Below are 23537 nucleotides of genomic sequence, written 5' to 3' on the forward strand. Positions count from 1 at the left end.
TCAGTCCTTCAGTCCGGCGTTGATGTCGGCGCCCATGACGTAGCGCTGGAAGACCAGGAAGACGAGGATCAGCGGGATCATGGAGATGACCGAGGCGCCGAGCAGCACCGACCAGTTGATGTTCTGTGCGCCGACGATGCTCTGGATGCCGATCTGCACGGTGAACTTGTTGGGGTCGTTGAGCATCAGCAGCGGCCAGATGTAGTCGTTCCACCGCCACTGGAAGGACAGGATGGCCAGCGTCAGCATGATGGGCCGGGACAGCGGCACCATGATCCGCGCGAAGATCGCCAGCTCACGCGCGCCGTCGATGCGTGCGGCTTCCACGAGTTCGTCGGGAACCGTCAGGAAGAACTGGCGGAACATGAAGCAGCCGGTCGCGGTGAGCACGGCCGGGAGGATGATGCCGGCGAACGAGTTGTAGAGGCCGAGGTTGCGGACCACCAGGAACTCGGGGGCGAGCATGACCTCGCCCGGCAGCATCGTGGTGGCCAGGATGCAGATGAAGAAGGCCTTGAGCCACTTGTTGTCGTACTTGGCCAGCGCGTAGCCGGTGCAGCAGCTGACGCCCACCGTGAGGATCGTGGTGATCACACACACGAGGGCCGTGTTGATGAAGTACTGGGAGAAGTTGGCGCTGTCCCACGCCGCCTTGAACCCCGACAGGGTGGGGTTGCGCGGTACCAGCGTCAGCGGATACGAGAACAGGTCGCTGGACGGCTTGAAGGAGCTGAGGACGAACCACAGCACCGGAAACCCGTACAGGCACGCCATGATCCACAGCAGTGTCGTCGGGGCGATCGCCCGCCGGAGCCCGCCGGTGGCCGCCCCGCGGGGCCGCTTCTTGGCGGCGGGCCGTTTGGCATCGGCGTCGAGCGGACGTGGCATGTCTGTGGTTGTCATCGGTTCTCCACCCGTCGGTTGACGATCAGCTGGATGATCGCGACGGCCATCAGGATGAGCATGAGCACGAACGACGCGGCGCTCGCGTAGCCGATCTGGCCCCGTTTGAAGCCGGTCTCGTAGATGTACTGGACGAGCAGGTTGTTCGATGTGCCGGGTCCGCCGTTGTTGAGGGCGACGAACACCGGGTATTCCTTCATCGCGTTGATCGTGTTGAGCAGGATGACGATGAACGAGGTGGGCGCGATGCTCGGCAGCGTGATGCTGAAGAACTGGCGCCAGGGGCCGGCGCCGTCGAGCGAGGCCGCCTCGTAGTAGGACACCGGTACGTTCTTGATCGCCGCGATGAACAGCAGCATCGAGAAGCCCGTCCAGGCCCAGGACGCCGCCATCACCACCACCAGCAGCGACAGGTCCGCGTTCGACTGCCACGGAACGGCGCTGCCGCCGAACCTCTCGATGACGTAGTTGACCAGTCCGAAGTTCTCACCGAACATCCACCGCCACAGGACACCCACGACGATGGGCGACAGCAGCCACGGAATGAAGAAGAGGACGCGGGCGACCGACCCGCCCTTGGCGTTCTTGCTCACCAGCAGATTGGCGGCAAGCAGCGAGACCGCGAAGTTCAGCGGCACGAAGAGCACGGCGTACAGCAGCGTCCGGCTCAGCGCGTCGTAGAACGTGGAGTCCCCGAACAGGTTGTGGTAGTTGTCCAGTCCGATGAACTGGAACGCCCCCACGCCCGTGTAGTTCGTGAAGCTGTAGACGAGCCCGATCACCGCCGGCCAGACGAAGAACAACGCGAAGAGCACGACATTGGCCGCGATGAGGACGAGCGGCGCAAGGGTGTACTTGTTGCGTCTCCTGGACGGGCTCGGCGGGCTCGCTGACACGGCCGAGGCGCGTTTTGTCATCTTCCTGACTCCGTGCTGGTGGAATGGATTCCTGAAGGCTCACGCCATGAGCCCGGCCTTGGCTGAGCGGCCGGGCCGGGCGGCGGATTCGAGACCCCGCCGCCCGGCCCGTAGGCCTACGATCAGCCGCCGACCTGCTGGTTGTAGCCGGCCACGATGTTCTCCAGGGCCTTGTCGGCCGACTGCTGGCCGTTGATCGCCTTGCCGAGTTCCGTCTTGGTCGGGTCCTCGGTGAGGCTCTTGCCCTTCAGCACCCAGTTCGTCTGCGCGCCGTTGAAGTAGCCGGAGATCGGGGCGTACAGCGGGATCGACTCGTTGTAGAGCTTGAACGCCGCCTGCGCCGCCTCGGACGTGAAGGGGTACTTCGGGTTCAGACCGCTCTCGACCGGCAGGAAGCCGGACGCCTCGCACAGCGCCTGGTAGTGGGCGGGCTCGTACAGCCAGGACAGGAACTTCTTCGCGGCGGCGGACGCGTCGGCGTTGTTGTTGAAGCCCACAACGTTGCCGCCGCTGTTCACGTCACTGGCCTGCACCGGCTGGGCCGGAGTCGGGACGCTCGCCCACTCGAACTTCTTGATGCTCTCCGCGAAGGCGGGAACCTGCCACACACCGGACCAGTAGGCGACGACGTCACCGCTCTGGAACATGGCGGACGGGTCGGCGCCGCTGGTCCACACCGACTTCGGCATGGTCTTGTCGTCGTTCCATCCGACGAAGGTGTTCACGGCCTTCTTGGTCGCCTCGTCCACCGAGAACTTGCCGGAGGAGTCCGCGTGGACGTACTGGCCGCCCATCTCGTACACCATGGCACGCAGCCGGGACGGCGACTGGTCGAACGTGAGGGAGTACTTGGCCTTGGTCTTCTCGCGGACCTTGTTCGCCGCGGCGATGAAGTCGGTCCACGTCCAGGTCTTGTCGGGCGAGGCCGGGAAGGCGACACCGGCCTTCTCGAACAGGCTCTTGTTGATGTACAGGCCGGACGCGGTGACGTCCGAGGGGATGGCCAGCACCTTCCCGGACGAGTCCTTCGCCAGGAAGTTGGCGTTGATCTTGTTGGCCTTGTTGTTGGCGATGGAGGCGAGGTCGATCAGCTTGCTCGACCAGATCGGGTCCAGCGCCGGGACGGCCGCGACGTCGGGCAGGGAGTTCGCCTGCGCGGCGTTGTGCAGCTTCGTCGTGTAGCCGTCGTAGGGGATGTTGACGAGCTTGACGGAGACGCCGGCGTCCTTCTTGTAGTCCGCCACCACCTTCTTCCAGCCCGCGTCCTGCCCCGGAACCGTGGAGATCCAGAACGTCAGCGACTTGGAGGTCCCGCCCGAGTCGGAACCCGACCCGCAGGCGGAGAGAAGCAGGGCACCTGCCGCGGCCCCGGCAGCGAGGGGAACCAGGCGGCGTATGCCGCCGCGGCCGAGTCGGCGGGAGCGCCGCACACCCACAGTGGTCATCTTCGATCCCTTTTTTTCGTCGTAGGGGACGGAGCACGGCGCCGACCGAGGCGGCACGGGTGCATTTTGCAGGAAGGTTGCTTTCCGGTGGCGTCGGCCTCGCCCGGCCGCGTCGCCTCGACGGGTGGGATCCCCGGCCCTGAGGGCCGTCGTCGCACAAGCGCGCCCTCGTGCGGCTGCCGTACTTCGCGTACCGGCGGGATGCTCCACCCAAGCCGGCGTCCCGACCGACTTAGAAAGCGCTTGTCCGGACATTGGCAGACCGAGTCGCGGGCCGTCAATCCTTGGCCCGCGCCGCCTCGGTCACGGTTTGGACTCCCCGGGCGACCGCGAGCCGCGCGGCACCCGCGACGGTGCCGGTGTCCCCGACCGTGCTGCTCACCACCTCGGTGGGCCAGCTCAGCCGCGCCAGCTCGGCCCGTACACCGGGCAGGAGCTGTGGATCCGCGCCCGTACTGCCCCCCAGCACGATCAGACCCGGGTCCAGCACGGCGGTCACGGCGGCGGCCAGCCGGCCCACGTCGGCGGCATGGCGGCCTACGACCTCGACCGCCGGGGCACGGCCCTCCCCCGCCAGGGCGAAAAGCCGCTCGGTGGTGCGCGGACAGGGGCCGTCGGCGCCCTGCCAGGCCGCCGCGGCGCGGCGCAGCAGGGACCGTGCGCCGATGTACTCCTCCAGGGCCTCCTGGCGCGGCTCACGGCCGTCGTCCCAGGGGTAGGGCAGCCGGGCCAGCTCACCGGCGGCGCCGTTCGAGCCGCGCAGCACCGAGCCGCCGACGACGATGCCGAGACCGATGCCCACGCCGATCCGCAGATAGCCGAAGGTGTGCCGGCCGCGCGCGGCGCCCTCGTGCAGCTCCGCGAGCGCGGCGCAGTTGACGTTGTTCTCGAGGTGGACGGGCACCCCGGGGGGCAGCGCGACGGCCACGGCGTCGAAGACGGGGCCGGCCTTGGCGGTCGCGGGGCGCATGCCGCTGCCCTGCCGGTCGCGGGCCGCGACGTCACCGACGGCGACGACGATGGCGCGCAGCGGGATGCCGCCGGGCAGCGCCGCGAGCGCCTCGCGCACGGCGTCGGCGGCGTCCGTCCGGGAGGCGGTGGCCTCGGCGAGCAGGGAGCCGTCCAGGGCGCAGCCCCGGACCCGGGTGAGGGCGGGGCCGAGGTCGACGGCCAGCACGGCTCCGGCGGCCGGCCCCAGGCAGTAGACGGCGGCCGAGCGGCCGGTGCCGCTCGAGGTGGTGCCGGAGTGCGCGGCCAGCCGGGCGCTCTCCAGTTCCGCCACGGCGGAGGACACGGTCGGCTTGGACAGGCCCGCCAGGCTCGCGAGCTGCGGCCGGGTCGCGCTGCCCGCCCGGGCCAGCACGGCGAACACCGCACTCGCACTGTCGGTCAGGCGGGGGGCTTCCGCCACGTCGAGTTCCACAGTTTCCCCCACACGGGTACAGGGCCGCGCTCCCGCGCCGATCGTCTCGGCGGGCTGCGGCGAAGGGATGCACCGACGTCGCGCGTTTCCGCCCCGCGGCGGCCCTGACGGGCCCCTGGACGGTCGAGTGCGCGATTCCTCTTGACGCACTGTACTTCGTTAGTTAACTTCCTAACGAACTTCACGGTACTCGCCTGCCGTGGCTCGTCAGAGGCCCGTCCCGGGGCTTCCCTAGTTCACCTCCGATCAGCAACCTCTCGGTCACGGTTCGCCCGCCGTCGCAGCTCGCAGCAACGACGAAAGAGGATCCGTGCAGGACTCTCCCCCTTCGCGCCCCCTCGTGGTCGGCGTCGACGTGGGCGGCACCAAGACACATCTGCGCGCCCTCGCGGGCGACGCCGTCGTGGCCGACCACATCAGCGCCAGCACCGGATGGCGGCCGCACGACCCGGCGGACGCCGCGCGGCGGCTGACCGGTCTCGTCCGCGCGGCGCTGCCCGCGGGCGCACGCCCGTCGGCGCTCGCCGTGGGCGCGCACGCCTGTGAGACACCACGCCAGTGCGCGCAGATCCGTGACGCCGTACAGCTCTCCCTCGGTGTGCCCGTGCTCGTCGTGGGCGACGCCGAGCTGCTCGTCCCCGCCGCCGGCCTGGACAAGGGCGTCGGCCTCGTGGCCGGCACCGGGTCCGTGGCGGTGGGCCGGCTGCCGGGCGGCGATCCCGTCCAGGTGGGCGGCTGGGGCGCGGTCCTCGGCGACGAGGGCGGCGCCGCCGGTCTGGTCCGCGAGGCGGCCCGCGCCGTGTGGGCGGCCCACGACCGCGGTGAGGAACCCGGGGCCCTGGCCCTCGGTCTCCTCGCCGCCTTCGGTGTGTCCGAGGTCCCGGCGCTCGGCGCGGCGCTGGAGGGCGCCGCGGACGTGTCCGCCGAGTGGGGTCGCCACGCCCCGGTCGTCTTCGCCGCCGCGGCCGGCGGCTGCGGGCTCGCCCGGTCCGTGATCGCCGACGCCGGTACGGCCCTCGCCACGCTGGTCGCCCGACTCGCCGCACGCGGGGTCGCGGTCGGCGACGTGGTCGTGGCCGGCGGCACGGTGCTCGGCCAGCCGACGCTCTACGACGCCTTCGCCGCCGCGCTCCTCGAAGCGGTGCCCGGTGCCCGGTCGCAGCCGCTCACCGTGCCGCCTGTCGAGGGTGCGGTGGCGTTGGCGCGCTCGCTCCTGTGAGGCGCCGGCCTCGCGTTCACCCGCAGGACACGCCCCGGTCGCCGGGCCATCGCGGAAGCGACACGACCCGCCCGTAGATCTTCGCTCGTAGGCGTCGTCCGGCTCACACGTCGTCAGGAAGCCTGCGCGCCGCGCCCGATCGCACGTACCCCGTCACGTACACCGCACGTATCCCGCACCTCCTCCCCGGCCGCACGGCCGACGAAGTCCAGAGAGGCACACTCATGCCGTCACCCGCCGGGCAGCCCACCCCCTCGGCCGTGAACAGAAGGCACTTCCTGAAGGTCTCCTTCGGTGGCTCGGCGGCCCTGGTGGCCGCTCCCACGCTCGTCTCCTGGCTGGGCGCCGCCGACGCCAAGGCCGCCACGGCCCCGCTGCCGTTCGTCGACGACTACAGGACGAACGTCCCGGCGAACCTGACGCCCGAGACCAACGCCGTGGTGCGGATCCTCGGCGGCTTCGCCCAGATCTGGAAGACCGGGGCCGCCTGGAACACCGGCACAGCGCTGCGCCCCGAGATACTGCGCGCCAACGTGCGCTACTCCATCGCGATCACCGGCGCCCGCACGGAGGCCGAGGGCAAGGAGGCGTTCGTCTACGACCGCCAGCACCAGAGCTACGCGATGATCGCCGGACTCGGTCCGCTGTCGGATCTCTACAGAACGGGCGCCAAGGCAGTCACGTCGATCACCGCCGCGCCGGACACCACCCCCGCCACCAAGATCGACGACGCCGTGCCCGCGGGCGCGCCCGCCGGTTCCGCGCTCGGCGCCGGCTCCTACACCTCCGACCTCGGCCAGGTCGCCCGGCTCGTCGACACCGTGCGCGGCCCGTTCGCCTCCGGCAACCAGGGCAAGTACGCCTACCAGTACCCCCGTCCGTGGCGCATGAACGAGAACAGCGAGGTCGTCGACACCGGCAGGACCGACGCCCTCGGCTATCCCGTGTACGACTCCGAGGTGGTCGTCGTTCCCCAGCTGCTGCGTCAGCGCAGCACCTCCCCGACCGACGACGGCGGCTTCCCCAGCGGGCACACCAACGCCTTCCACCTGGCGTCGCTGGCCTACGCCTACGCCGTCCCCGAGCGGTTCCAGGAGCTGGTGACCCGCGCCCTCGCGCTCAGCCACACCCGGATCGTCTCCGGCATGCACTCCACCGTCGACGTCCTGGGCGGCCGCATCATGGCCACCGCCCTCGCCGCCGCCACGCTCGCCGACCCGGCCAACGCCGAGCTGAAGGCGGCCGCCCGCGCCCAGGCCCTTGCCTACTTCACCGAGAAGACCGGCACCACGGCCGACACCCTGTTCGCCTACGCGCACTCCGACGCCTCGGACGCGTACGCCGACCGCGAGGCCAACGCCCGCGCCAACGGGCCCCGCCTGACCTATGTCCTCGAACGCCAGGGCCCCCGGACGCCCCTCACCGTGCCCAAGGGCGCCGAGGTGCTGCTGGAGACCCGGCTTCCGTACCTCAGCGCCGCCCAGCGCCGCGAGGTGCTGCGCACGACCGCGCTGCCCTCCGGGTACGTCCTGCTGGACGGCTTCGAGCAGTGGGGCCGGCTCGACCTGTTCGCCGCGGCGGACGGTTACGGCTCCTTCGACTCCGACGTCACGGTCACGCTCGACGCGTCGAAGGGCGGCTTCGACGCGGCCGACGCGTGGCGCAACGACATCGGGGGCGACGGCGGCCTGACCAAGCGCGGGTCGGGCACGCTCACCCTGACCGGGCGCAACCGCTACGAGGGCGGCACCGTGCTGGAGGCGGGCGTGCTCGTCGCCGGCAACGAGCGCGCCCTCGGCCGCGGCGACGTCCGGCTGACCGGCGGTACGCTGCGCGCGGGCGAGCCGGTGCGGGTGCGCGGCGCGTGGGCCCAGGAGGGCGGCGCGGTGCTCGACCTGACGCTCGACAGGTATCGCGGCCCCGCCCTGCGGGTGTCCGGGCGGGTCCGGCTCGACCGGGGCTCGGTGCTGTCGCTGCGTCCGGACGCCGAGCGGCCGCCGGTCGCGGGGACCACCGTGCCGGTGATCGAGGCGTCGGCGCTGCGCGGTCAGTTCGACCGCGTCGAACTGAACTCCGACCACCTGCGGGCCGTACCGGTGTACACGGCAGACGGTCTGTCGGTACGACTCCTGAAGCGGTAACACCCTCGCGGCGGGAGCCGGTGGGTGCGGGCCACAGGCCGCACCCACCAGCTCCGGCCACCGCCCGGCAGGGGTCTCACCGCAGGGCGGACGATGGCACCCCGAGCACACCCGGTCCCGGACACCACCCCCGACGCGGCGCCGACGCGGCCCCGGCAGCCGGCCCGCCGGCGCCTGCTCGTCCCGCTCCTGGTGGTCCTCCTGCTCGCCCAGATGGCCGTCGCGATGGTCACCGCGGCCGTGCGGCAGACCCCGACCATCGACGAACCGGTGTACGTCGCCACGGCGGCCTCCTACCTCCACGAGCACCGGGTGCGTCTCAACCCGGAGCACCCGCCGCTCGGCAAGCTCGTCATCGCCGCCGGCGTGGCCCTCGCCCGTCCGCACGTGGACCCCTCGTCCACCGGCACCCAGGAGGAGGCGGGCCGGCATCTGCTGTACGAGTCCGGCAACGACCCCGGGCAGCTGATGCTGTGGGCCCGCCTGCCGGTGATCGCGCTGACACTGCTGTTCGGTCTGGTGGTGTTCGCCTTCACCCGTGATCTCGCGGGCCCCTTCCCCGCGGTGGCGGCGCTCGCCCTGTACGCCCTCTCCCCCGACGTCGTCGCGCACGGTTCGCTGGCGACGCTGGACGTCCCGGCGGCGGGCTTCGTCCTGACGTCGGTGTGGCTGCTGTGGCGGTCCCGGCACGGCAGGGCGCGCCGGTGTCTGCCCCTCGCGGGAGCCGCCCTCGGCGCGGCCCTCGCCACGAAGATGAGCTCGCTGCCCGCGGTCCCCGTGCTGGTGGCCCTGGCGGCGCTGTCGGTGTGCGCCCGGCGGCCCCGCGACGTCCGCAGGGCGCTGCTCGGCTCGGCCGTGGTGACGGTGACCGCCGTCGCCGTCGTCTGGGCCGCGTACCTCGTGGTCGATCCACGGCTGCGCTGGGCTCCGGGGACGACCCATGTGCCCGTCGTGCACGGCCGGCGCGGACTCCTGCTGCGGCTGCTGCCCTTCCCCGAGGCGTACCGGGACGGCATGCGGATCCAGTTCGGTCTGGAGAACCGGTCGTGGACGGGCTTCCTGTTCGGGCACGTGTACACCGGCGCCCGCTGGTACTACCTCCCGGTGGCCCTGGTGGTGAAGACACCGCTCGGGATGCTCGTCCTGTGGGCGGCCGGGGCGGCCGCCCTGCTCCTGGTGCGACGGCTGCGGCCCGCCGCGCCGTACGTGCTGGTCCCGGCCGCCGTGCTGCTGGTCTCGGCCATGACCGGAGCGCGGGATCTCGGCACCCGGTACGCGGTCTTCCTGCCGATGTTCCTCGCGGTGGCCGCCGGGTGTGTCCTCGCGGTGCGCCGGCGGTGGGCTCCGGTGGCGGTGGGGGCGCTGGTGGCGTTCGTCGCCGTCAGCTCGCTGCGGACGTTCCCCTTCTACCTGCCGTACTCCAACGAGGCGTTCGGCGGACCGGCGAAGACGCATCTGCGGCTGCACGACTCCAACGTGGACTGGGGCCAGGACCTGGGGCGGCTGGCGGACCGGCTGCACGGTCGCTACCGGGGCGAGCGGGTGTGGCTCGTGTACAAGGGCAGCGGGGTGCCCGCCTACTACGGCATCGACGCCTCGGACCCCCGGCGGGTGCCGGTGGCGAAGGTGCACGGGCTGCTGGCCGTCTCGGACTCCGCCGTGGCCCTGGCGCGGGGCCGGCTGGCGGTGCTGCTGCGCTCCAGCCGGCCGGTCGACGAGGTGGGCCACTCGATCACGCTGTACCGGCGGTAATCCGCGATCACCCGGTGTGCGAGGGGCTGCTTCGGCCTCCCTGCCCGGCACGGTCCCTGAAGTATGTTGAGCCTCGTGGAAGACAAAGGAGGCGCACCGGTGCCATCGCCGCAACAGGCACGCGCACAGGCATCCGCGATCACCTCGGGCCGAACCGGACCGGAGACGGAGGTGTCCCCGACCTCCCGGCTCAGGGCCCTCTTCGACGGGTCCCATCTGTCCCCGGGGCAACGGCGCATCGCCCAGTATCTGATCGAGCACATCACCGAGGCGGCGTTCCTGTCGATCACCGACCTCGCGGACCGCGTCGGGGTGAGCCAGCCCTCGGTGACCCGGTTCGCCGCGGCGGTCGGCTTCAGCGGGTACCCCGCGCTGCGCGAGCGGCTCCAGTCGATCGCGCTCGGCGCCCTGGCCGGCGGTCCGGCGGCGGCCGAGGTGAACCGGAGCAACGAACTCCAGGCGGCGGTCGAGGCGGAGATCGAGAACCTGGAGAACCTCCGCCGCGACTTCGCCGACCCGGACCGGGTCATCGACGTGGGCCGCAAGCTGTCGCAGTCGACGCCGCTGACCATCCTGGGGCTGCGGATCTCCGTCTCGCTCGCCGAGTACTTCGCCTACGCCGCCCGCCGGGTCCACCCGGACGTGCGGCTGGTGACGCGGGGCGGCAGCGTCGCCTACGACGCTCTCCTTCAGTCCCGGGAGGCGGGCGGGACCTGGGTGCTGGCGTTCTCGATGCCCCGGCACGCGCAGGAGACGCTCACCGCCGTCCGGGTCGCGCGCAGCGCCGGTCTCAAGGTGGCGCTGATCACCGACCTGGCGCTGGGGCCGGTGGCCGACGAGGCGGACGCCACCTTCGCCACCGGCACCGGCTCCCGCCTGGTCTTCGACTCCTACGCCGCCCCCGGCGTGATGGCCGCGGCGCTGCTCCAGGCCATGACCGACGCGGGCCCCGAGCGCACCCAGGCGCGGCTCGAGGAGTACGAGCAGATCGCCGAGCAGCACCAGTTCTTCCTGCGTGAGTGACCGGCCTTCCGAAGGACACCCCCTCCCCCGGAAAGACACAGAGGGATCATTACGGGCATTTCCCGCATGAATGTTTTCATACGTCTTGCAAAGCGGTCGGCATATATAAATACTGCTCACGGCCGCATTCGCCCGCAAGGGCTCATGAGCGGGCACCCGAAGCCGCCGTCCCCTACCCGCGTCGGCGCTCAGGGCGTCCGGGGCATCGCTTGCGCGAGCGCCCGTGGCGGCCCCGGTCTTCCCCTGGGCCGGGGCCGCCCCGAACCGTCGGACCACCGTCACGACGCCACACACCGGGAGCGATGATCATGACCCTGACGACGACACGCATCAGCTCGGACTGGCCATGCCAGGTCAAGACTCCCGGCAGCTACGACTGGGAGCGCTCGGCGGCCAAGTGGCTGCGCGAGCTGGTGCCCGCGCGCTACGCGAGCTACCCGGCGCTGCTGCGCCACCCCGTGCTGCTCGCCCGCCATGCGCAGATCCAGGTCCAGAACGAGGTCCGGGTGGCCCGCACCGCCCTCCAGACCGCCCGCGCCGACCTTCCCCGGCTCGGAATGCCCGAGTCGGTCATCGAGCACACGATCAAGCTGTACGCCGCCGAGGTCATGCAGTTGCAGCACATCGCCCGCAGCGTCCGCGCGGTCACCCAGGCTTTGGTGGAGCAGAACTCCGGACGCTGAACGGGACGCTCCGTTCCGAGGACGCGGGCGGGCGTCTCGGCTGGCGGGAGCCTTGCCGAAAGACCCGGAACGAAATCACCCCGGTGTGCAATGCTCGACACGTGACGAGCGAACCCGCCCCGCCCGCGGAGCCCGGTGGCGTGCCCGACATGGCAGCACTGACCCGGGTCGTGGCTCGTCAGCGCGCGGAGATGGACCGGTTGCAGGAACTGGCGGCCACCTCGGCCGTGCTGGAACGCGCCAAGGGCGCGGTGATGGCGCAACTCGGCTGCTCCCCGGACGCCGCGCAGGAGGAGTTGCAGCGACGGGCCGAGGCCGGACGGCGCACGCTCCTCGAGGAGTGCTGGATCAGCCTGGGCGCCCTCTCACCGCAGCCCCGCGACACCTCGGAGCCGGCTCCGGCCGAGGCGCCCGCACGGGAACCCGCTGCCCGGCCGGCGCCCGACGAGATCGATCCCGCCGCACTCGGCCGGCTGAGCCGGGCCCTCCTGCGCGTCGGCACCCCGCACGATCTCGCCCGGTGCCTGCTGGACCTGCTCGCCCCGGACGTGGGCGCCGACGCCCTGATGATCTTCGCGCGGCTGCCCGGCGGCGGGCTCGAACTGACCGGGCACGCCGGTATCGGGGAGGCGCTGGCCGACCAGTGGACCCGGGTGCCGCCGCTCAGCGGGATCGCCGCCCTGGACGCCCTGGACGCCGGGCAGCCGCGCTGGCTGGAGGACCTCCGGGAGGACGGCAAGCGGTACCAGCTGATCGGCGACCCGCCCGAGCGCTGGCCGTCACGGGCCTGGCTGCCGGTGGTGACCGGTGAGTCGGCCGACGTGGCGCTCGGGATCCTGCGCTGCCGCGAGGGCGCCTTCACGTCCCGGGTACGGGAACACCTGACGGCCGTGGCCCAGTTGTGCGCGGGCCCGCTGCGCACCTTCGGCTCCCGGCCGGGCCCCACCGCCTCCGCTGCCGCGGACGCCGTGCAGACCGTGCTCGACCGGCTGCCCGTCGCCGCGGTGCTCCTCGCCCCGCTGCGCTCCGCGTCGGGGCAGGTCGAGGACTTCCGCGTCGATGCCGCGACCAGCGTGACCTCCGACGCCGTGGGCCGCAGCGGGCGCGAGCTGGTCGGCCTGCGCTTCCTGGAGTGCTGGCCCGAAGTCGCCCACGACCCGCTGTGGGACGGGTGTCTGGCGGTGCTGGCCGGTCAGGCGTCGTACGACAGCGAGCCGTTCGCCCGGCAGCAGATGGTGGCCGGGGTCAGTGAACTGGCCACGTACTCGGCGCGCGTGGTGCGGCTGGACGACGGGCTGGTCCTCAGCTGGGTCCGCCACGACCCCTCCGACCGGCAGGAACAGCGGCTCGCCGATGTGCAGCGGCTCGGCAATCTCGGCTGGGCCACCTGGAACCTGGACACGGGTGAGGGGAACTGGTCCACCCAGGTCTTCACCATCCTGGAGCGCGATCCGGCGCGCGGGGTCGTCCCGTTGCCCGAGCTGCCCCCTCTCGCCCTGCCCGATGACGTGCCGGCGCTGGCCCGGGCCATCGGGGAGCTGGTGCGGCACGGGCGGGCCTGTGACGTGCCGTTCCGGATCGTCACCCGGCAGGGCCTCCGGCATCTGCGGATGGTCTCCGAGGCGGTGACCGACTCCCGGGGCACGCCCGTCGAGGTGCACGGCTTCGTGCAGGACCTCACCGCGCAGCGCAGCGCCGAACTCGCCCTCGTTGCGAGCGAGCGGGCGATGCTCACCCAGCACGGTGTGCTCGAGGCCGAGCGCCTGGTGGCCGCCCGGTTGCAGGAAGCGCTGCTGCCGCTGCCGAAGCAGCCCGTACAGCTGGCCGGGCTGCGCGTCGACATCGCCTACCTGCCCGCGCAGTCGGGCCTCAGCGTCGGCGGCGACTGGTTCAGCGCCATCGAACTGCCCGACGGCGACGCCCTGTTCGTGGTGGGCGACGCGGCCGGGCACGGGATGGGCGCGGTGGCCTCGATGGCCCTGCTCCGGTTCACCGCCAAGGGCATGGTCATCACGGGTTCGTCGCTGACCGGGGCGCTCAGCCGCCTCAACGCCCTGCTGCTGCACTCCCGCGACCCGCACGGCTCGGCGACCATGGTGCTGGCCCGCTACACGGCGCGCGAACGGCGGATGGAGTGGGCGCAGGCCGGTCACCCACCACCGTTGCTGGTGCGTGACGGCGAGGCGCGGTACCTGGAGCGTCCCTTCGGGATGCTGCTCGGCGCGAGGGACTCGCCCAGCTACCAGGCGGCACAGTGCCGCCTGGAACCCGGCGACCGGCTTCTGTTCTACACCGACGGCCTGGTCGAACGGCCCGCGGAGAGCATCGACCGCGGTCTGGAACGGCTCGCCGGGTCGCCGCCCACGAGGCGACCACCGAACCGGCACCGCTCGACCGGCTGCTCAGCACGATGCTCGGCCGCGAGGGACGCGACGACGTGTGTGTGCTCGACATCCAGGTGCCGGTGGACCTCGGGCGGTAGGAACCGGTTCGGTCCCTCGTGGTGCCGCCGGTATCCCGGCGTTCCGCCGACGACGGCCGGCGGGAAGACGGCGGGCTGCACCGGACCCGGGGGGCAGGAGACGTTCACGCGGACGCGTGGACGGCCACGGTCCGGCGGGGCGAGCCGCCCGACGCGCGCCGGCCCGCCGTTCCGTGGTGACGCCCGACGCGCTGCCGGCGCGGCCCGTTTCCGGTGCGTCACCCGGTCGTCAGCCGCCCGTGGCGGTACGGGACTCCAGATCGCGGCGTGTGTCGTCGCCGTAGACGCCGGACTCGTCGCCGCGGATGCCGTACCAGAGCTGGAACCGCGCCACGGCCTCGGTGAGAACGGTGCCGTAACGGCCATCGGTGGGCCCGTGGGCGTACACGTCGGGGATGCGCAGCAGGCGCCGCTGGAGATCGGCCACCTCGGAGCCGCTGTCCCCTTCGCGCAGGGTGCCCGCGCCGTCGGGGTCGGCGGACGCGGACGCCGGGGCGCTCGGGGCGGGGGCGGTCGTCGGCGGGGGTGTCCGTGCGGCGGCCTCGACACCGCGGCCCGGCAGCAGGAGCGCGCAGGCGAAACCGACGAGGGCCGCCGCGCACACGCCGACCGTGATGGCACCGCGCCGCAGGCCCGCACCGGAGTCGGAACGCTCGCGCATCCGCCCGCCGCCCGCCGCCGGAGCGGCCCCCGACCGGCCCCGTACCGGCCCCGTACCTCTGACGCTGCCGCTGCCGCTGCCGATGCGCCTGCCGCTGCCGGGCACGGGCCGGGGGCCGCCGCTCTCACTCGTCCAGTCCCGGCCGCCGCGCGGCGCCGTCTCGGCCGTCGTGTCCGCCGCGGGGAAGCCGAGCGGCGCGAGCTCCTCGGTCTCCGCCTCGCCGGCGGCCGGCCCCGGCGGCAGGGGGATCGACTCGTAACCGTCGGTGACGTCCGGGTCCCGGGTCAGTTCGGTCATCTCGCGGAACAGCTCCGCCAGGGCATCGGTGTTGCGCGGTCGCAGAACCCGGATGGGTTCCAGCACCGGGCGTTCGTGCGGCTGCCCGGGTTCGTCCGGTGTCGGCACGCTCGTCTCCCTCCCGTGGTTCCCCCAGGAGAGATACGGGCGCGCGGGCGGCCGGGTTCAGCCGGACAGGAAGCGGTGCAGGGACCGGGTCGTCGCGGTGACGAAGGCGTCCCGTCCGGCCTCGTCGAGGGCGTCCAGGGACAGGTAGGGGTTGAGGTCCTCCAGCTCGACCAGCAGCAGTTCGCCGTCCGGGGCGCGGCAGGCGTCGACGCGCTGGATGCCGTGCGCGAGGCCGTTCCAGTCCACGAAGCGCCGGGCGAACTCCAGGTCCCGCACGGTGGGCCGGTAGGGCCGCACCTGCCAGCGGCGGTCGGGATCGGGTGCGTACAGCGCGTACTGGAAGTCGTGGTCGACGTAGACGAAGGACACCTCGTAGGAGAAGTCGACGCACGGCTGCACCAGGACCGAGCCGTCGGCCAGGCCGGGGAGCTCGTCGGGCGGCACGATCCGCAGGCCGATGGAGTCGGCCCCGAGCCTGGGCTTGACGACGTACCGGTCGGCCTCGGGCAGCCGGTGCAGATCCCCGGGCCGGTCGACGGTGGGGATCACGGGGAAACCCGCGGCGCTCAGGTCGACGAGGTACTGCTTGCCGGCCATGTCGGCGCGGCCCGTGAGCGGGTTGTAGACGCGTGTGCCGCCCCGGAGCGCGCGTTCCCGGAAGTCCTCGTACTCCTTCGGGTAGCCGAGGACCGGGCCGCTGTTGCGGACGACGACGCCGTCGAAGGAGTCCATCAGGGCGGCCGCGTCCAGCGGGTGGCACAGGGCCAGGTCGAAGTCCGCCCGCAGCCGGGAGGTGAGGAAGACGTCCTCGTCGCCGTAGCGCCGCCCGCGCGCCGGGTAAGCAAGGTCGGTGACATAGAGGAGACGGGGGCGGACGGCGGACATGCGGTCTCCTGGTGGCGGTCGGTCTGCGGTGCGCAAAGGTTACGTCAGGGGGTGCCGGGCGAGCCGCGAGCCCGGGCGGGCCCGAAGCGGAAGGGCGCCGGCCGGCGGGACTCCCGGGGAGCCGCGGAACCCCGGCGCGTCATGGGGCTCCCGGCGGGCCGTGGGACGCCTGGCGGGCGGTGGGGCGGCGGGCCGTACGATTACAGGACCGCCGTTTGTCTCCCGAAGGGCTCGTCGACTCCCGTGACCACCGCAACACTGCTCGACGGCAAGGCCGCCGCGGCCGACATCAAGAACGAACTCGCCCTGCGCGTCCAGGCGTTGAAGGAACGCGGCATCGCCCCCGGGCTGGGCACCATCCTCGTCGGCGACGACGCGGGCAGCCGTTCCTACGTGGGCGGCAAGCACCGCGACTGCGCACAGGTCGGGATCGCCTCGATGCGGGTGGAGCTGCCCGCCGACGCCTCCCAGGCCGACGTGGAGGCGGCCGTGCTGCGGCTGAACGCCGATCCGGCCTGCACCGGCTTCATCGTGCAGCTCCCGCTGCCCGCCCACATCGACACCCATGCCGTGCTGGAGCTGATCGACCCGGTCAAGGACGCCGACGGGCTGCACCCGACCAACCTGGGCCGCCTGGTACTGGGCATCCCCGGCCCGCTGCCCTGCACCCCGCGCGGCATCATCGACCTGCTGCGGCGCAACCACGTGGCGATCACCGGCCAGCAGTTCTGCGTCATCGGCTGCGGTGTCACCGTGGGCAGGCCGCTCGGCATGATGCTGACCCGCAGCACCGAGCACGCCACGGTGACCCTGTGCCACGAGGCCACCCAGGACACCGCCGCGCACGCGCGCGAGGCCGACGTGGTGGTGGCCGCGGCCGGAGTGGCACACCTGGTCAGGCCCGACTGGATCAAGCCGGGCGCCACGGTCCTGTCCGTGGGCCTGACGCGCACGGTCGAGGGCATCCTCGGCGACGTCCACCCCGATGTGAGCGACGTCGCCGGATCCTTCGCGCCGCCCATCGGCGGGGTCGGGCCGATGACCCGGGCCATGCTGCTGACCAACGTGGTCGAGGCGGCCGAGCGCATGTGACCCCGGCGCCCCGCGCCGGGCACTCAGTTCCCTGAGTGGAGGGAACTGAGTGCCATCGCGGTCGCCCTGGTGTTACGTTCGCGTCCATGAACGCCACTCACAAGGCGCAGGCCAAACCGCCCATGCGGGACGCCCTGGTCGCGGCGGCCTTCCGGCTGTTCCTCGAGCGGGGCTACGAACAGACCACCGTCGACGACATCGTGGCTCTCGCGGGCGTGGGCCGGCGGTCCTTCTTCCGCTACTTCCCCTCCAAGGAGGACGTGGTCTTCCCCGACCACGAGCGGTGCCTGGCCGACATGACGGCATTCCTGGCCGCGAGCGGCGAGGAACACGAGCCGGTGGGACGCGTGTGCGACGCCGCCCGGCTCGTCCTGCTGATGTATGCGGAGAACCCGTCCTTCTCCGTCCAGCGCTACCGGCTCACCAAGCAGGTTCCCGGGCTGCGCGCCTACGAGCTGTCCGTCGTCTGGCGCTACGAGCGTGCCCTCGCCGACTACCTCCGGGGCCGTTTCGCCGGCCGGCCCGACGGCAGTCTGCGCGCCGACGTGATCGCCGCGGCGGTGGTCGCCGCCCACAACAACGCCCTGCGCTCCTGGCTGCGTTCGGACGGGCAGGGCGACGCGAGCGCGACCGTGGACCACGCGCTGGGGTACGTGCAGTCGGCCTTCGGCGCGGCCGGGTCCGCGCCGGCACCCGCGGTCCACCCCGCGTTCCCGGCCTTCCCGGCGTTTCCTGCGCCTCCCGCCGACGAGCGGGCGGAGGACGTCGTCGTGGTGGTCTCGCGGCGCGGAGCGCCGCTGTGGCGGGTGGTGCAGGAGATCGAGACGGCCCTCGGGCGGGACGGAACCTCCTGACGGCCTGACAGAAACCCCTCGAGATTGCGGGTACGCAGTGCCTTTACGAGTGGCACTGAGTGCCATACGCTGTGGCCGTGCACGGTGGCACGGCGACCGGGCACATGCGTGCGCGGGTGAGCCGAGCACGTGGATTCCGGCCGAGTGCAGGGAGTTGACCCGCGTGTACCACTTCTCAGGAAACGCCGTTCAGCAGGCCGCCGGCTCCGCGACGGGCGTCCTCGACCGCGCGAAGACCGACGGCGACACGATCCTCTTCCAGCGCTGCACCTGGTGCGGCACCGCGATGTACCACCGGCTCCTGTGCCCGGTGTGTCAGGGCAGCGACCTGCGCACGGAACGCAGCGAGGGCACCGGCACGGTCCGCCACGCGACCGTGGTGAACCGCAACACCCCCGGCGCGCGCAATGTGTCCCTGGTCGAGATGGCCGAGGGATTCGTCGTCCGCGGCCGGGTCATGGGCCCGCTCGTCGGCATCCACAGCGGCGACCGCGTCCGGCTGTCCACGGTCAAGGACCCGGTACGCGGCGAGCCGGTCTTCCAGCTCCTCGACGAACCGTACCGGGCCTGGCACTAGCGCATCCGCCACCCGGCCCCGGGCCGGGCGCGCTCACAGCATGACGCGGATCCCCACGGTCCCGTCCGCGCCCCGGCGCAGTCTGCTGCCGAGCAGTGCGAGACGGCCCAGGACGCCGTACTTGCGGGCGAGGAGAGTGCGGTAGCGGGCCGTGGTCTGCGGGTCGCAGATCTCGGCGACGGCCGGGACCTGCTCGCCCGTCGGCTTGCCGCGCACGTCGCAGGGACCCACGAGCACGTCGCCACGGGCCCTGATCCGCTTCACCTTCCAGGCGTCGGCGGCCGACCAGACCCCGAGCGTGTCCCCGTCGCGCACCACCCACACAGGCGTGGGGACCCCTGTCCCGTTCTTGCGATAGCTGGTGAGCAGCAGGTACTTGCCCGCCGCCAGCCGATCGATCGCCTTCTCGTCCATGTCCGCAGTCTAGGCAGCGGCTCGCGCCCCCACCCGGGCGACGTCGGCACGAACTCCGGCCGGATCCACCGCGCGTACCCGGTGTCGCCGCACGGCCGCACGCCCGGGGCGAGGGAGCGGCGGCACGGCCGCTCGAAGGCCCCGATGTCCGGCCGCCCCCGCCCCGCATCGCCCTCGTCCCGCCATGGACGTCCGAGGGAGCGGCCGCGCGACCGGCCGAAGACCCCGGCGCCCAGCTCCCCGCCCCGCGGCGCCCTCGTCCCGCCACAGAGATCCGAGGCAGCGGCCGCGCGACCGGCCGAAGACCCCGGCGTCCAGCTCCCCGCCCCGCAGCGCCCTCGTCCCGCCACAGAGATCCGAGGCAGCAGCGGCGCGGCCGGCCGAAGACCCCGGCGTCCAGCTCCCCGCCCCGCAGCGCCCTCGTCCCGCCACAGAGATCCGAGGCAGCGGCCGCGCGACCGGCCGAAGACCCCGGCGTCCAGCTCCCCGCCCCGCAGCGCCCTCGTCCCGCCACAGAGATCCGAGGCAGCAGCCGCGCGACCGGCCGAAGACCCCGGCGCCCAGCTCCCCGCCCCGCAGCGCCCTCGTCCCGCCACAGAGATCCGAGGCAGCAGCCGCGCGACCGGCCGAAGACCCCGGCGCCCAGCTCCCCGCCCCGCAGCGCCCTCGTCCCGCCGCGGACGTCCGGCGGGACGATCGCTTGTGGAGGTCCGGCGGGAGCGATCGCTGCGGCCGGGGAGCGGGCCCGGCTGTTCGGTTCAGTGCAGCGCGGCCGCCATGCGTCGCACGCCTTCGGTGAGGATCTCCGCCGAGGTGGCCAGATTCAGCCGGACGTGGCCTGCCCCGCCCGTGCCGAAGTCGAGCCCCGGGGAGAGCGCGACCCGCCCCCGCTCCAGGAAGACCGCGGCCGGATCGTCCCCCAGGCCCAGCGCCCGGCAGTCGAGCCAGGCGAGGTAGGTGGCCTCTCCCGGCCGGTGTCCGACCCCGGGCAGGTGCTCCGCCAGGAGCCCGCAGAGCAGGCGCCGGTTGTCGTCGAGGCCGGCCAGCAGGGCGTCCAGCCACCCGGTGCCCTCGCGCAGGGCGGCGGTGTGCGCGAGCACGCCGACATGGCTGGGCCCGTGGGACACCTCCTCGGGCAGCAGGGCCAGGTCGGCCGCCGCCCCGGGACCCGCGACGGCCAGGGCCGCCTTGAGCCCGGCCAGGTTCCAGCCCTTGGAGGCCGACATCAGCGACAGCCCGTTCTCCGCGCCGGGGACACTGAGGTAGGGCACGAAGGCGGCCCCGGGACCGGTGAGCGGCGCGTGGATCTCGTCGGCGACCACCCGGACCCCGTACCGTCCGGCCAGCGCGGCGACGGCGGCCAGCTCCTCCGCCGTGTGCACGGTGCCGGTGGGGTTGTGCGGACTGCACAGCAGATGGGCGGGGCGACCGCCGCCGTCGGCGGCGCGCCGGTACGCCTCCTCCAGGACCGCGAGGTCGAGCCGGCCGTCCGCGCCGAGGGGCGCCTCGGTGATCCGCCGGTCCATGTGCTCGACGAAGAGGAAGAACGGCGGGTACACGGGCGGGTTGACGATCACCGCGTCGCCGGGCCCCGTCACCAGTTTCAGCATCTCGACGACGCCCAGCATCACATCCGGAACGATCGCCGTCCGCTCGACCGCGAGCCCGTCCCACCCCCACCGCTTCGAGGCGAACAGGGCCAGCGCCTCGGCGTAGGCCGTGCCCGCCGGATAGCCGGTGTCGCCGAGGGCGAGGGCCTGCGTCACCGCGCGGACGACCGGCTCGGCGAGGGACACGTCCATCTCCGCGACCCACAGCGGAAGGACGTCGGCCGGGTAGGTCCGCCACTTCATGCTCGTGCGGCGGCGCAACCGGTCGAGCGTGAGGGCCTGTAAAGGGTTTGCTTCACCGGGCGTCTCGTGCGGGATGCTGGTCATGGGGCACAAGATAGGGGGCTGTGGTGTGACCTGGGATCACCTGAACGGGACAGCTGTGGCGGACGCGGGGGCGATCCCGGAGATCGCCTGCGACGAGTCGGGGTCGGACGGGGAGAACCTCACCGGCGGGAACACGGATGTGTTCGCCCACGCGAGTGTGCTGCTGTCGGCCGATTCCGCCGCCGGTCATGTGCAGGAGATCCGCGACCGGATCCGTTCGCCCGCCGAGGAGTACAAGGCGAACCATCTGCTCCGGGAGAAACACCGCGCGGTCCTGGAATGGCTGCTCTCGGCCTCGGGCCCGCTGTACGGACACGCGCATGTGCACCTCGTCGAGAAGTCCTTCTACGTCGTGGAGCGGGCCGTCGACCTGCTGCTCGGCGACCCGGAGGCGGCCGTCGCACTCTTCCGGCAGGGGCGGCGGACGTTCACCGGGGCGCAGTGGAGGGACTTCCTGGAGGCGGCGAACCAGCTGCTGTGGGTGCGGCACGACGGCGAACCGGACGGTGCCGTCGACCGCTTCTTCCACACGGTCGCCGAACTGCGGCAGACCTGTCCGGAGACGGCGGCGGCACAGACGTTCGCCCGGCTGGCGCGGGAACGGCCCCGCGCCCTGGCCTACCGGGCCGCGATCCAGGAAGGGCCGTTCGTGCTCTCCCCGCTCCTCAATCCGCTGCTGCCCTCGATCCTGCACACGGCCGCCCACTGGAGCGACGGCGGACGACCGGTCCGGCTCGCGCACGACCGGCAGAACATGCTCACCCCGGAGCGGATCGCCTGGATCGAGGACGCGGCCCGGGTGCGGGGCATCCGCCTCGCCGGATTCCGGCTCGTCGTCTCACGGCTCGACGCCCGGGTGCAGCTCGCCGACTTCCTGGCCGGCATCGCCCGCCGGATCGCCTCCGACGAACTCAACGGCCGCGGTGACCCGGCGCTCACCGCGCTGCTGCGCCCCTACACGGGCGCGGCGGCCGTCTGGGGCGACGAGCGGAGCTGGGCGCGGCTCGGGCCCGCGACGGAACCGGACGGACCGTCCGCACGGCTCGACTCGCCTGTCCGGACTGCGGATCGGCGCCGGCGGTCCCCCGGCCTCCCGACAACCGGAGCCCCGTGACCGCGAACGCGCCGGCCCTCGAGCCGACGCCCGAAGGACACCGCGGGCGGGGCCGGACCGGCGGCCGCCGCGATGCCCGGCGGGGTGACGCGCGGACGGCAAGGTGATCATTCCCGCAGTGAACGCCGCGGTGTCCGCGCACGTATGGAGGTGAGGGCACTCGACGACCGGAGCGCCCCGCGGTGTTGAGGCCGTGCGTTCAGGGTTTTCGGGAGCCATGACATGAGGCATGTACGACGACGGACCGTCCGGCGAGTGACACGGCTGGCGGCCGTCGGCGGGCTGCTCCTCGGAGGGGTCATGGTCACGCAGGCCGCCATGGCGAGCGAGCCGCCCGGCACCACGCCGCGTGGTGCGGCGGAGTCCGTCGTGACGAATCCGGGGGCGGTCCTCGTCAAGAAGCTCGGCACCTCGCGCACGGCGGGCACCTGGCTCAATGCCGCCGGGCGTCCGGTCGTCGCCGTCACCGACGAGGAGACGGCCGACACCGTCCGGCAGGCGGGCGCCGAGGCGAAGGTCGTCCCGCACAGCATGAACGAGCTCAAGTCGGCCGCGGCCACGCTGCGTTCGGCGCCCCGGGTGCCCGGCACCGCGTGGGTGATGGACTACCGGTCGAACCAGGTCGTCGTGCAGGCGGACAGCACCGTGTCCGCCGCCGACTGGTCGCAGCTGACCCAGACGGCCACCGGCATCGGCAGCTTCGTGCACATGGAGCGCACCACCGGCAAGTTCACCACCCGGATCAACGGCGCCCAGCCGATCCTGTCGACCGGCGGCCGCTGTTCGGCCGGCTTCAACGTGACCAACGGGTCGAACGACTTCATCCTCACCGCCGGGCACTGCGGGCCCACCGGGTCCACCTGGTTCGCGGACAACCAGGCGAAGCAGCAGGTCGGCCAGACGGTGAACTCCAACTTCCCCGGCAGTGACTTCTCGCTGGTGCAGTACGCGAGCGGAAAGGCCGGTGTCGGTGCCGACGTGGTCGCCATCGGCAACGGCAACGGGGTGCGGATCACGGGCACGGGCGACGCCGCCGTCGGACAGAAGGTGTTCCGCAGCGGCAGCACCAGCGGACTGCGCGACGGCGAGGTCACCGGTCTCGACGCGACGGTGAACTACCCGGAGGGCACCGTCGGCGGGCTGATCGAGACCAGCGTGTGCGCCGAACCCGGCGACAGCGGCGGTCCGATGTTCTCCGACGGCATCGCCCTCGGCATCACCTCGGGCGGCAGCGGCGACTGCACCACGGGCGGTACGACCTTCTTCCAGCCGGTGACCAAGGCCCTGGCCCAGCTCGGCGTGCAGCTGATCGTGGCCGCCCCCTCCGGCAACTCCGGCGCGAACACCTCGTCCGCCGATCCGGCGCCGTCCGCCTCCTCCACCCAGGCGGGGCTCTCCCCGGGCGCGGCCTCGCCGGGCACGACGACTCCCGTGACGGGCAACGGCGTCAGCGAGACCCTCGCCTCCAAGCTCACCGACCCCAGGAACATCGGCCCCGGTCTGCTGGTCATCGCGGGCAGCATGGTCGCCCTCGTCGCGACCCGGTACTTCCGTGCCGAACAGGACCGCAAGGCCTACCAGCGCTACTACTCGGCGACCTGGGGGTGACC

At 72.6% G+C, this 23537-nt stretch carries 18 protein-coding genes and 1 pseudogene; 11 read left to right on the forward strand and 8 right to left on the reverse strand.

Annotation, left to right across the window (positions count from 1 at the left end):
• The 4 genes from OHS71_RS04435 to OHS71_RS04450 all read right to left on the reverse strand — a co-directional run bounded on the left by OHS71_RS04435 (position 1) and on the right by OHS71_RS04450 (position 4676).
• Positions 1–903: a carbohydrate ABC transporter permease gene (locus OHS71_RS04435; RefSeq protein ID WP_328476999.1), complete on the reverse strand. Its 903-nt coding sequence runs from the start codon at positions 901–903 to the stop codon at positions 1–3.
• Positions 900–1820, reverse strand: a complete 921-nt coding sequence (locus OHS71_RS04440; RefSeq protein ID WP_328477001.1) for a carbohydrate ABC transporter permease — start codon at positions 1818–1820, stop codon at positions 900–902. The genes OHS71_RS04435 and OHS71_RS04440 overlap by 4 nt, the downstream gene beginning before the upstream one ends.
• Before the next feature lie 122 nt (positions 1821–1942).
• Complete coding sequence (locus tag OHS71_RS04445; RefSeq protein WP_328477003.1) at positions 1943–3265, reverse strand: extracellular solute-binding protein; 1323 nt, start codon at positions 3263–3265, stop codon at positions 1943–1945.
• Between the two features lie 277 nt (positions 3266–3542).
• A complete protein-coding gene (locus OHS71_RS04450) occupies positions 3543–4676 on the reverse strand; it encodes an ROK family transcriptional regulator (protein ID WP_328477005.1) in 1134 nt (377 codons plus the stop codon).
• Between the two features lie 322 nt (positions 4677–4998).
• On the opposite strand from OHS71_RS04450, the gene OHS71_RS04455 reads away from it, so the two are divergent.
• The 6 genes and pseudogenes from OHS71_RS04455 to OHS71_RS41270 all read left to right on the forward strand — a co-directional run bounded on the left by OHS71_RS04455 (position 4999) and on the right by OHS71_RS41270 (position 13988).
• Positions 4999–5907: an N-acetylglucosamine kinase gene (locus OHS71_RS04455; protein WP_328477007.1), complete on the forward strand. Its 909-nt coding sequence runs from the start codon at positions 4999–5001 to the stop codon at positions 5905–5907.
• A gap of 224 nt (positions 5908–6131) precedes the next feature.
• Entirely contained in the window at positions 6132–8048 is a 1917-nt protein-coding gene (locus OHS71_RS04460; RefSeq protein WP_328477009.1) for a phosphatase PAP2 family protein, read from the forward strand.
• A gap of 93 nt (positions 8049–8141) precedes the next feature.
• A complete protein-coding gene (locus tag OHS71_RS04465; RefSeq protein ID WP_443046850.1) occupies positions 8142–9800 on the forward strand; it encodes a phospholipid carrier-dependent glycosyltransferase in 1659 nt (552 codons plus the stop codon).
• Between the two features lie 99 nt (positions 9801–9899).
• Positions 9900–10823, forward strand: coding sequence for a MurR/RpiR family transcriptional regulator (locus OHS71_RS04470; RefSeq protein WP_328477011.1), 924 nt, complete (start codon positions 9900–9902; stop codon positions 10821–10823).
• A gap of 302 nt (positions 10824–11125) precedes the next feature.
• Positions 11126–11506 carry a hypothetical protein gene (locus tag OHS71_RS04475; protein WP_328477013.1) on the forward strand — a complete coding sequence of 127 codons (381 nt, stop codon included), beginning with the start codon at positions 11126–11128 and terminating at the stop codon, positions 11504–11506.
• A gap of 149 nt (positions 11507–11655) precedes the next feature.
• A pseudogene (locus tag OHS71_RS41270) lies at positions 11656–13988 on the forward strand (SpoIIE family protein phosphatase).
• A gap of 229 nt (positions 13989–14217) precedes the next feature.
• On the opposite strand, the gene OHS71_RS04495 reads toward OHS71_RS41270, so the two are convergent.
• Positions 14218–15054: a peptidoglycan-binding domain-containing protein gene (locus OHS71_RS04495; RefSeq protein ID WP_328484389.1), complete on the reverse strand. Its 837-nt coding sequence runs from the start codon at positions 15052–15054 to the stop codon at positions 14218–14220.
• Positions 15055–15111: 57 nt separating this feature from the next.
• Positions 15112–15939: a hypothetical protein gene (locus OHS71_RS04500; protein ID WP_328484390.1), complete on the reverse strand. Its 828-nt coding sequence runs from the start codon at positions 15937–15939 to the stop codon at positions 15112–15114.
• 243 nt (positions 15940–16182) lie between these two features.
• Between OHS71_RS04500 and OHS71_RS04505 the strand changes: the two genes are divergently transcribed.
• The 3 genes from OHS71_RS04505 (at position 16183) to OHS71_RS04515 (ending at position 18462) form a co-directional block, all read left to right on the forward strand.
• A complete protein-coding gene (locus OHS71_RS04505) occupies positions 16183–17031 on the forward strand; it encodes a bifunctional methylenetetrahydrofolate dehydrogenase/methenyltetrahydrofolate cyclohydrolase (RefSeq protein WP_328484391.1) in 849 nt (282 codons plus the stop codon).
• Positions 17032–17153: 122 nt separating this feature from the next.
• On the forward strand, positions 17154–17885 hold the full coding sequence (locus OHS71_RS04510; RefSeq protein ID WP_328484392.1) for a TetR family transcriptional regulator: 732 nt from the start codon (positions 17154–17156) through the stop codon (positions 17883–17885).
• Positions 17886–18048: 163 nt separating this feature from the next.
• A complete protein-coding gene (locus tag OHS71_RS04515; protein ID WP_328477015.1) occupies positions 18049–18462 on the forward strand; it encodes a Zn-ribbon domain-containing OB-fold protein in 414 nt (137 codons plus the stop codon).
• A gap of 33 nt (positions 18463–18495) precedes the next feature.
• Here the strand turns inward: OHS71_RS04515 and OHS71_RS04520 are convergent, their stop codons facing one another.
• The gene (locus OHS71_RS04520) at positions 18496–18876 is read right to left on the reverse strand and encodes a PPOX class F420-dependent oxidoreductase (protein WP_328477017.1); all 381 of its coding nucleotides are present in this window, start codon (positions 18874–18876) and stop codon (positions 18496–18498) included.
• Between the two features lie 758 nt (positions 18877–19634).
• Positions 19635–20813: a MalY/PatB family protein gene (locus tag OHS71_RS04525; protein ID WP_328477019.1), complete on the reverse strand. Its 1179-nt coding sequence runs from the start codon at positions 20811–20813 to the stop codon at positions 19635–19637.
• A gap of 25 nt (positions 20814–20838) precedes the next feature.
• Here OHS71_RS04525 and OHS71_RS04530 point away from each other — a divergent pair, with 25 nt between their 5' ends.
• Together OHS71_RS04530 and OHS71_RS04535 are read left to right on the forward strand one after the other, a co-directional pair.
• Complete coding sequence (locus tag OHS71_RS04530) at positions 20839–21927, forward strand: hypothetical protein (protein ID WP_328477021.1); 1089 nt, start codon at positions 20839–20841, stop codon at positions 21925–21927.
• A gap of 222 nt (positions 21928–22149) precedes the next feature.
• Complete coding sequence (locus OHS71_RS04535) at positions 22150–23535, forward strand: S1 family peptidase (RefSeq protein WP_328477023.1); 1386 nt, start codon at positions 22150–22152, stop codon at positions 23533–23535.
• The last annotated feature ends 2 nt before the right edge of the window (positions 23536–23537 follow it).

Source organism: Streptomyces sp. NBC_00377 (genome assembly GCF_036075115.1).
Classification (GTDB): domain Bacteria; phylum Actinomycetota; class Actinomycetes; order Streptomycetales; family Streptomycetaceae; genus Streptomyces.

What these genes read in the sequence shown, in the direction of transcription:
- OHS71_RS04445 (WP_328477003.1), bottom strand. Translation starts at nt 3,265, where the DNA reads ATGACCACTGTGGGTGTGCGGCGCTCCCGCCGACTCGGCCGCGGCGGC.
- OHS71_RS04440 (WP_328477001.1), bottom strand. Translation starts at nt 1,820, where the DNA reads ATGACAAAACGCGCCTCGGCCGTGTCAGCGAGCCCGCCGAGCCCGTCC.
- OHS71_RS04500 (WP_328484390.1), bottom strand. Translation starts at nt 15,939, where the DNA reads ATGTCCGCCGTCCGCCCCCGTCTCCTCTATGTCACCGACCTTGCTTAC.
- OHS71_RS04435 (WP_328476999.1), bottom strand. Translation starts at nt 903, where the DNA reads ATGACAACCACAGACATGCCACGTCCGCTCGACGCCGATGCCAAACGG.
- OHS71_RS04460 (WP_328477009.1), top strand. Translation starts at nt 6,132, where the DNA reads ATGCCGTCACCCGCCGGGCAGCCCACCCCCTCGGCCGTGAACAGAAGG.
- OHS71_RS04520 (WP_328477017.1), bottom strand. Translation starts at nt 18,876, where the DNA reads ATGGACGAGAAGGCGATCGATCGGCTGGCGGCGGGCAAGTACCTGCTG.
- OHS71_RS04535 (WP_328477023.1), top strand. Translation starts at nt 22,150, where the DNA reads ATGAGGCATGTACGACGACGGACCGTCCGGCGAGTGACACGGCTGGCG.
- OHS71_RS04465 (WP_443046850.1), top strand. Translation starts at nt 8,142, where the DNA reads ATGGCACCCCGAGCACACCCGGTCCCGGACACCACCCCCGACGCGGCG.
- OHS71_RS04510 (WP_328484392.1), top strand. Translation starts at nt 17,154, where the DNA reads ATGCGGGACGCCCTGGTCGCGGCGGCCTTCCGGCTGTTCCTCGAGCGG.
- OHS71_RS04525 (WP_328477019.1), bottom strand. Translation starts at nt 20,813, where the DNA reads ATGACCAGCATCCCGCACGAGACGCCCGGTGAAGCAAACCCTTTACAG.
- OHS71_RS04475 (WP_328477013.1), top strand. Translation starts at nt 11,126, where the DNA reads ATGATCATGACCCTGACGACGACACGCATCAGCTCGGACTGGCCATGC.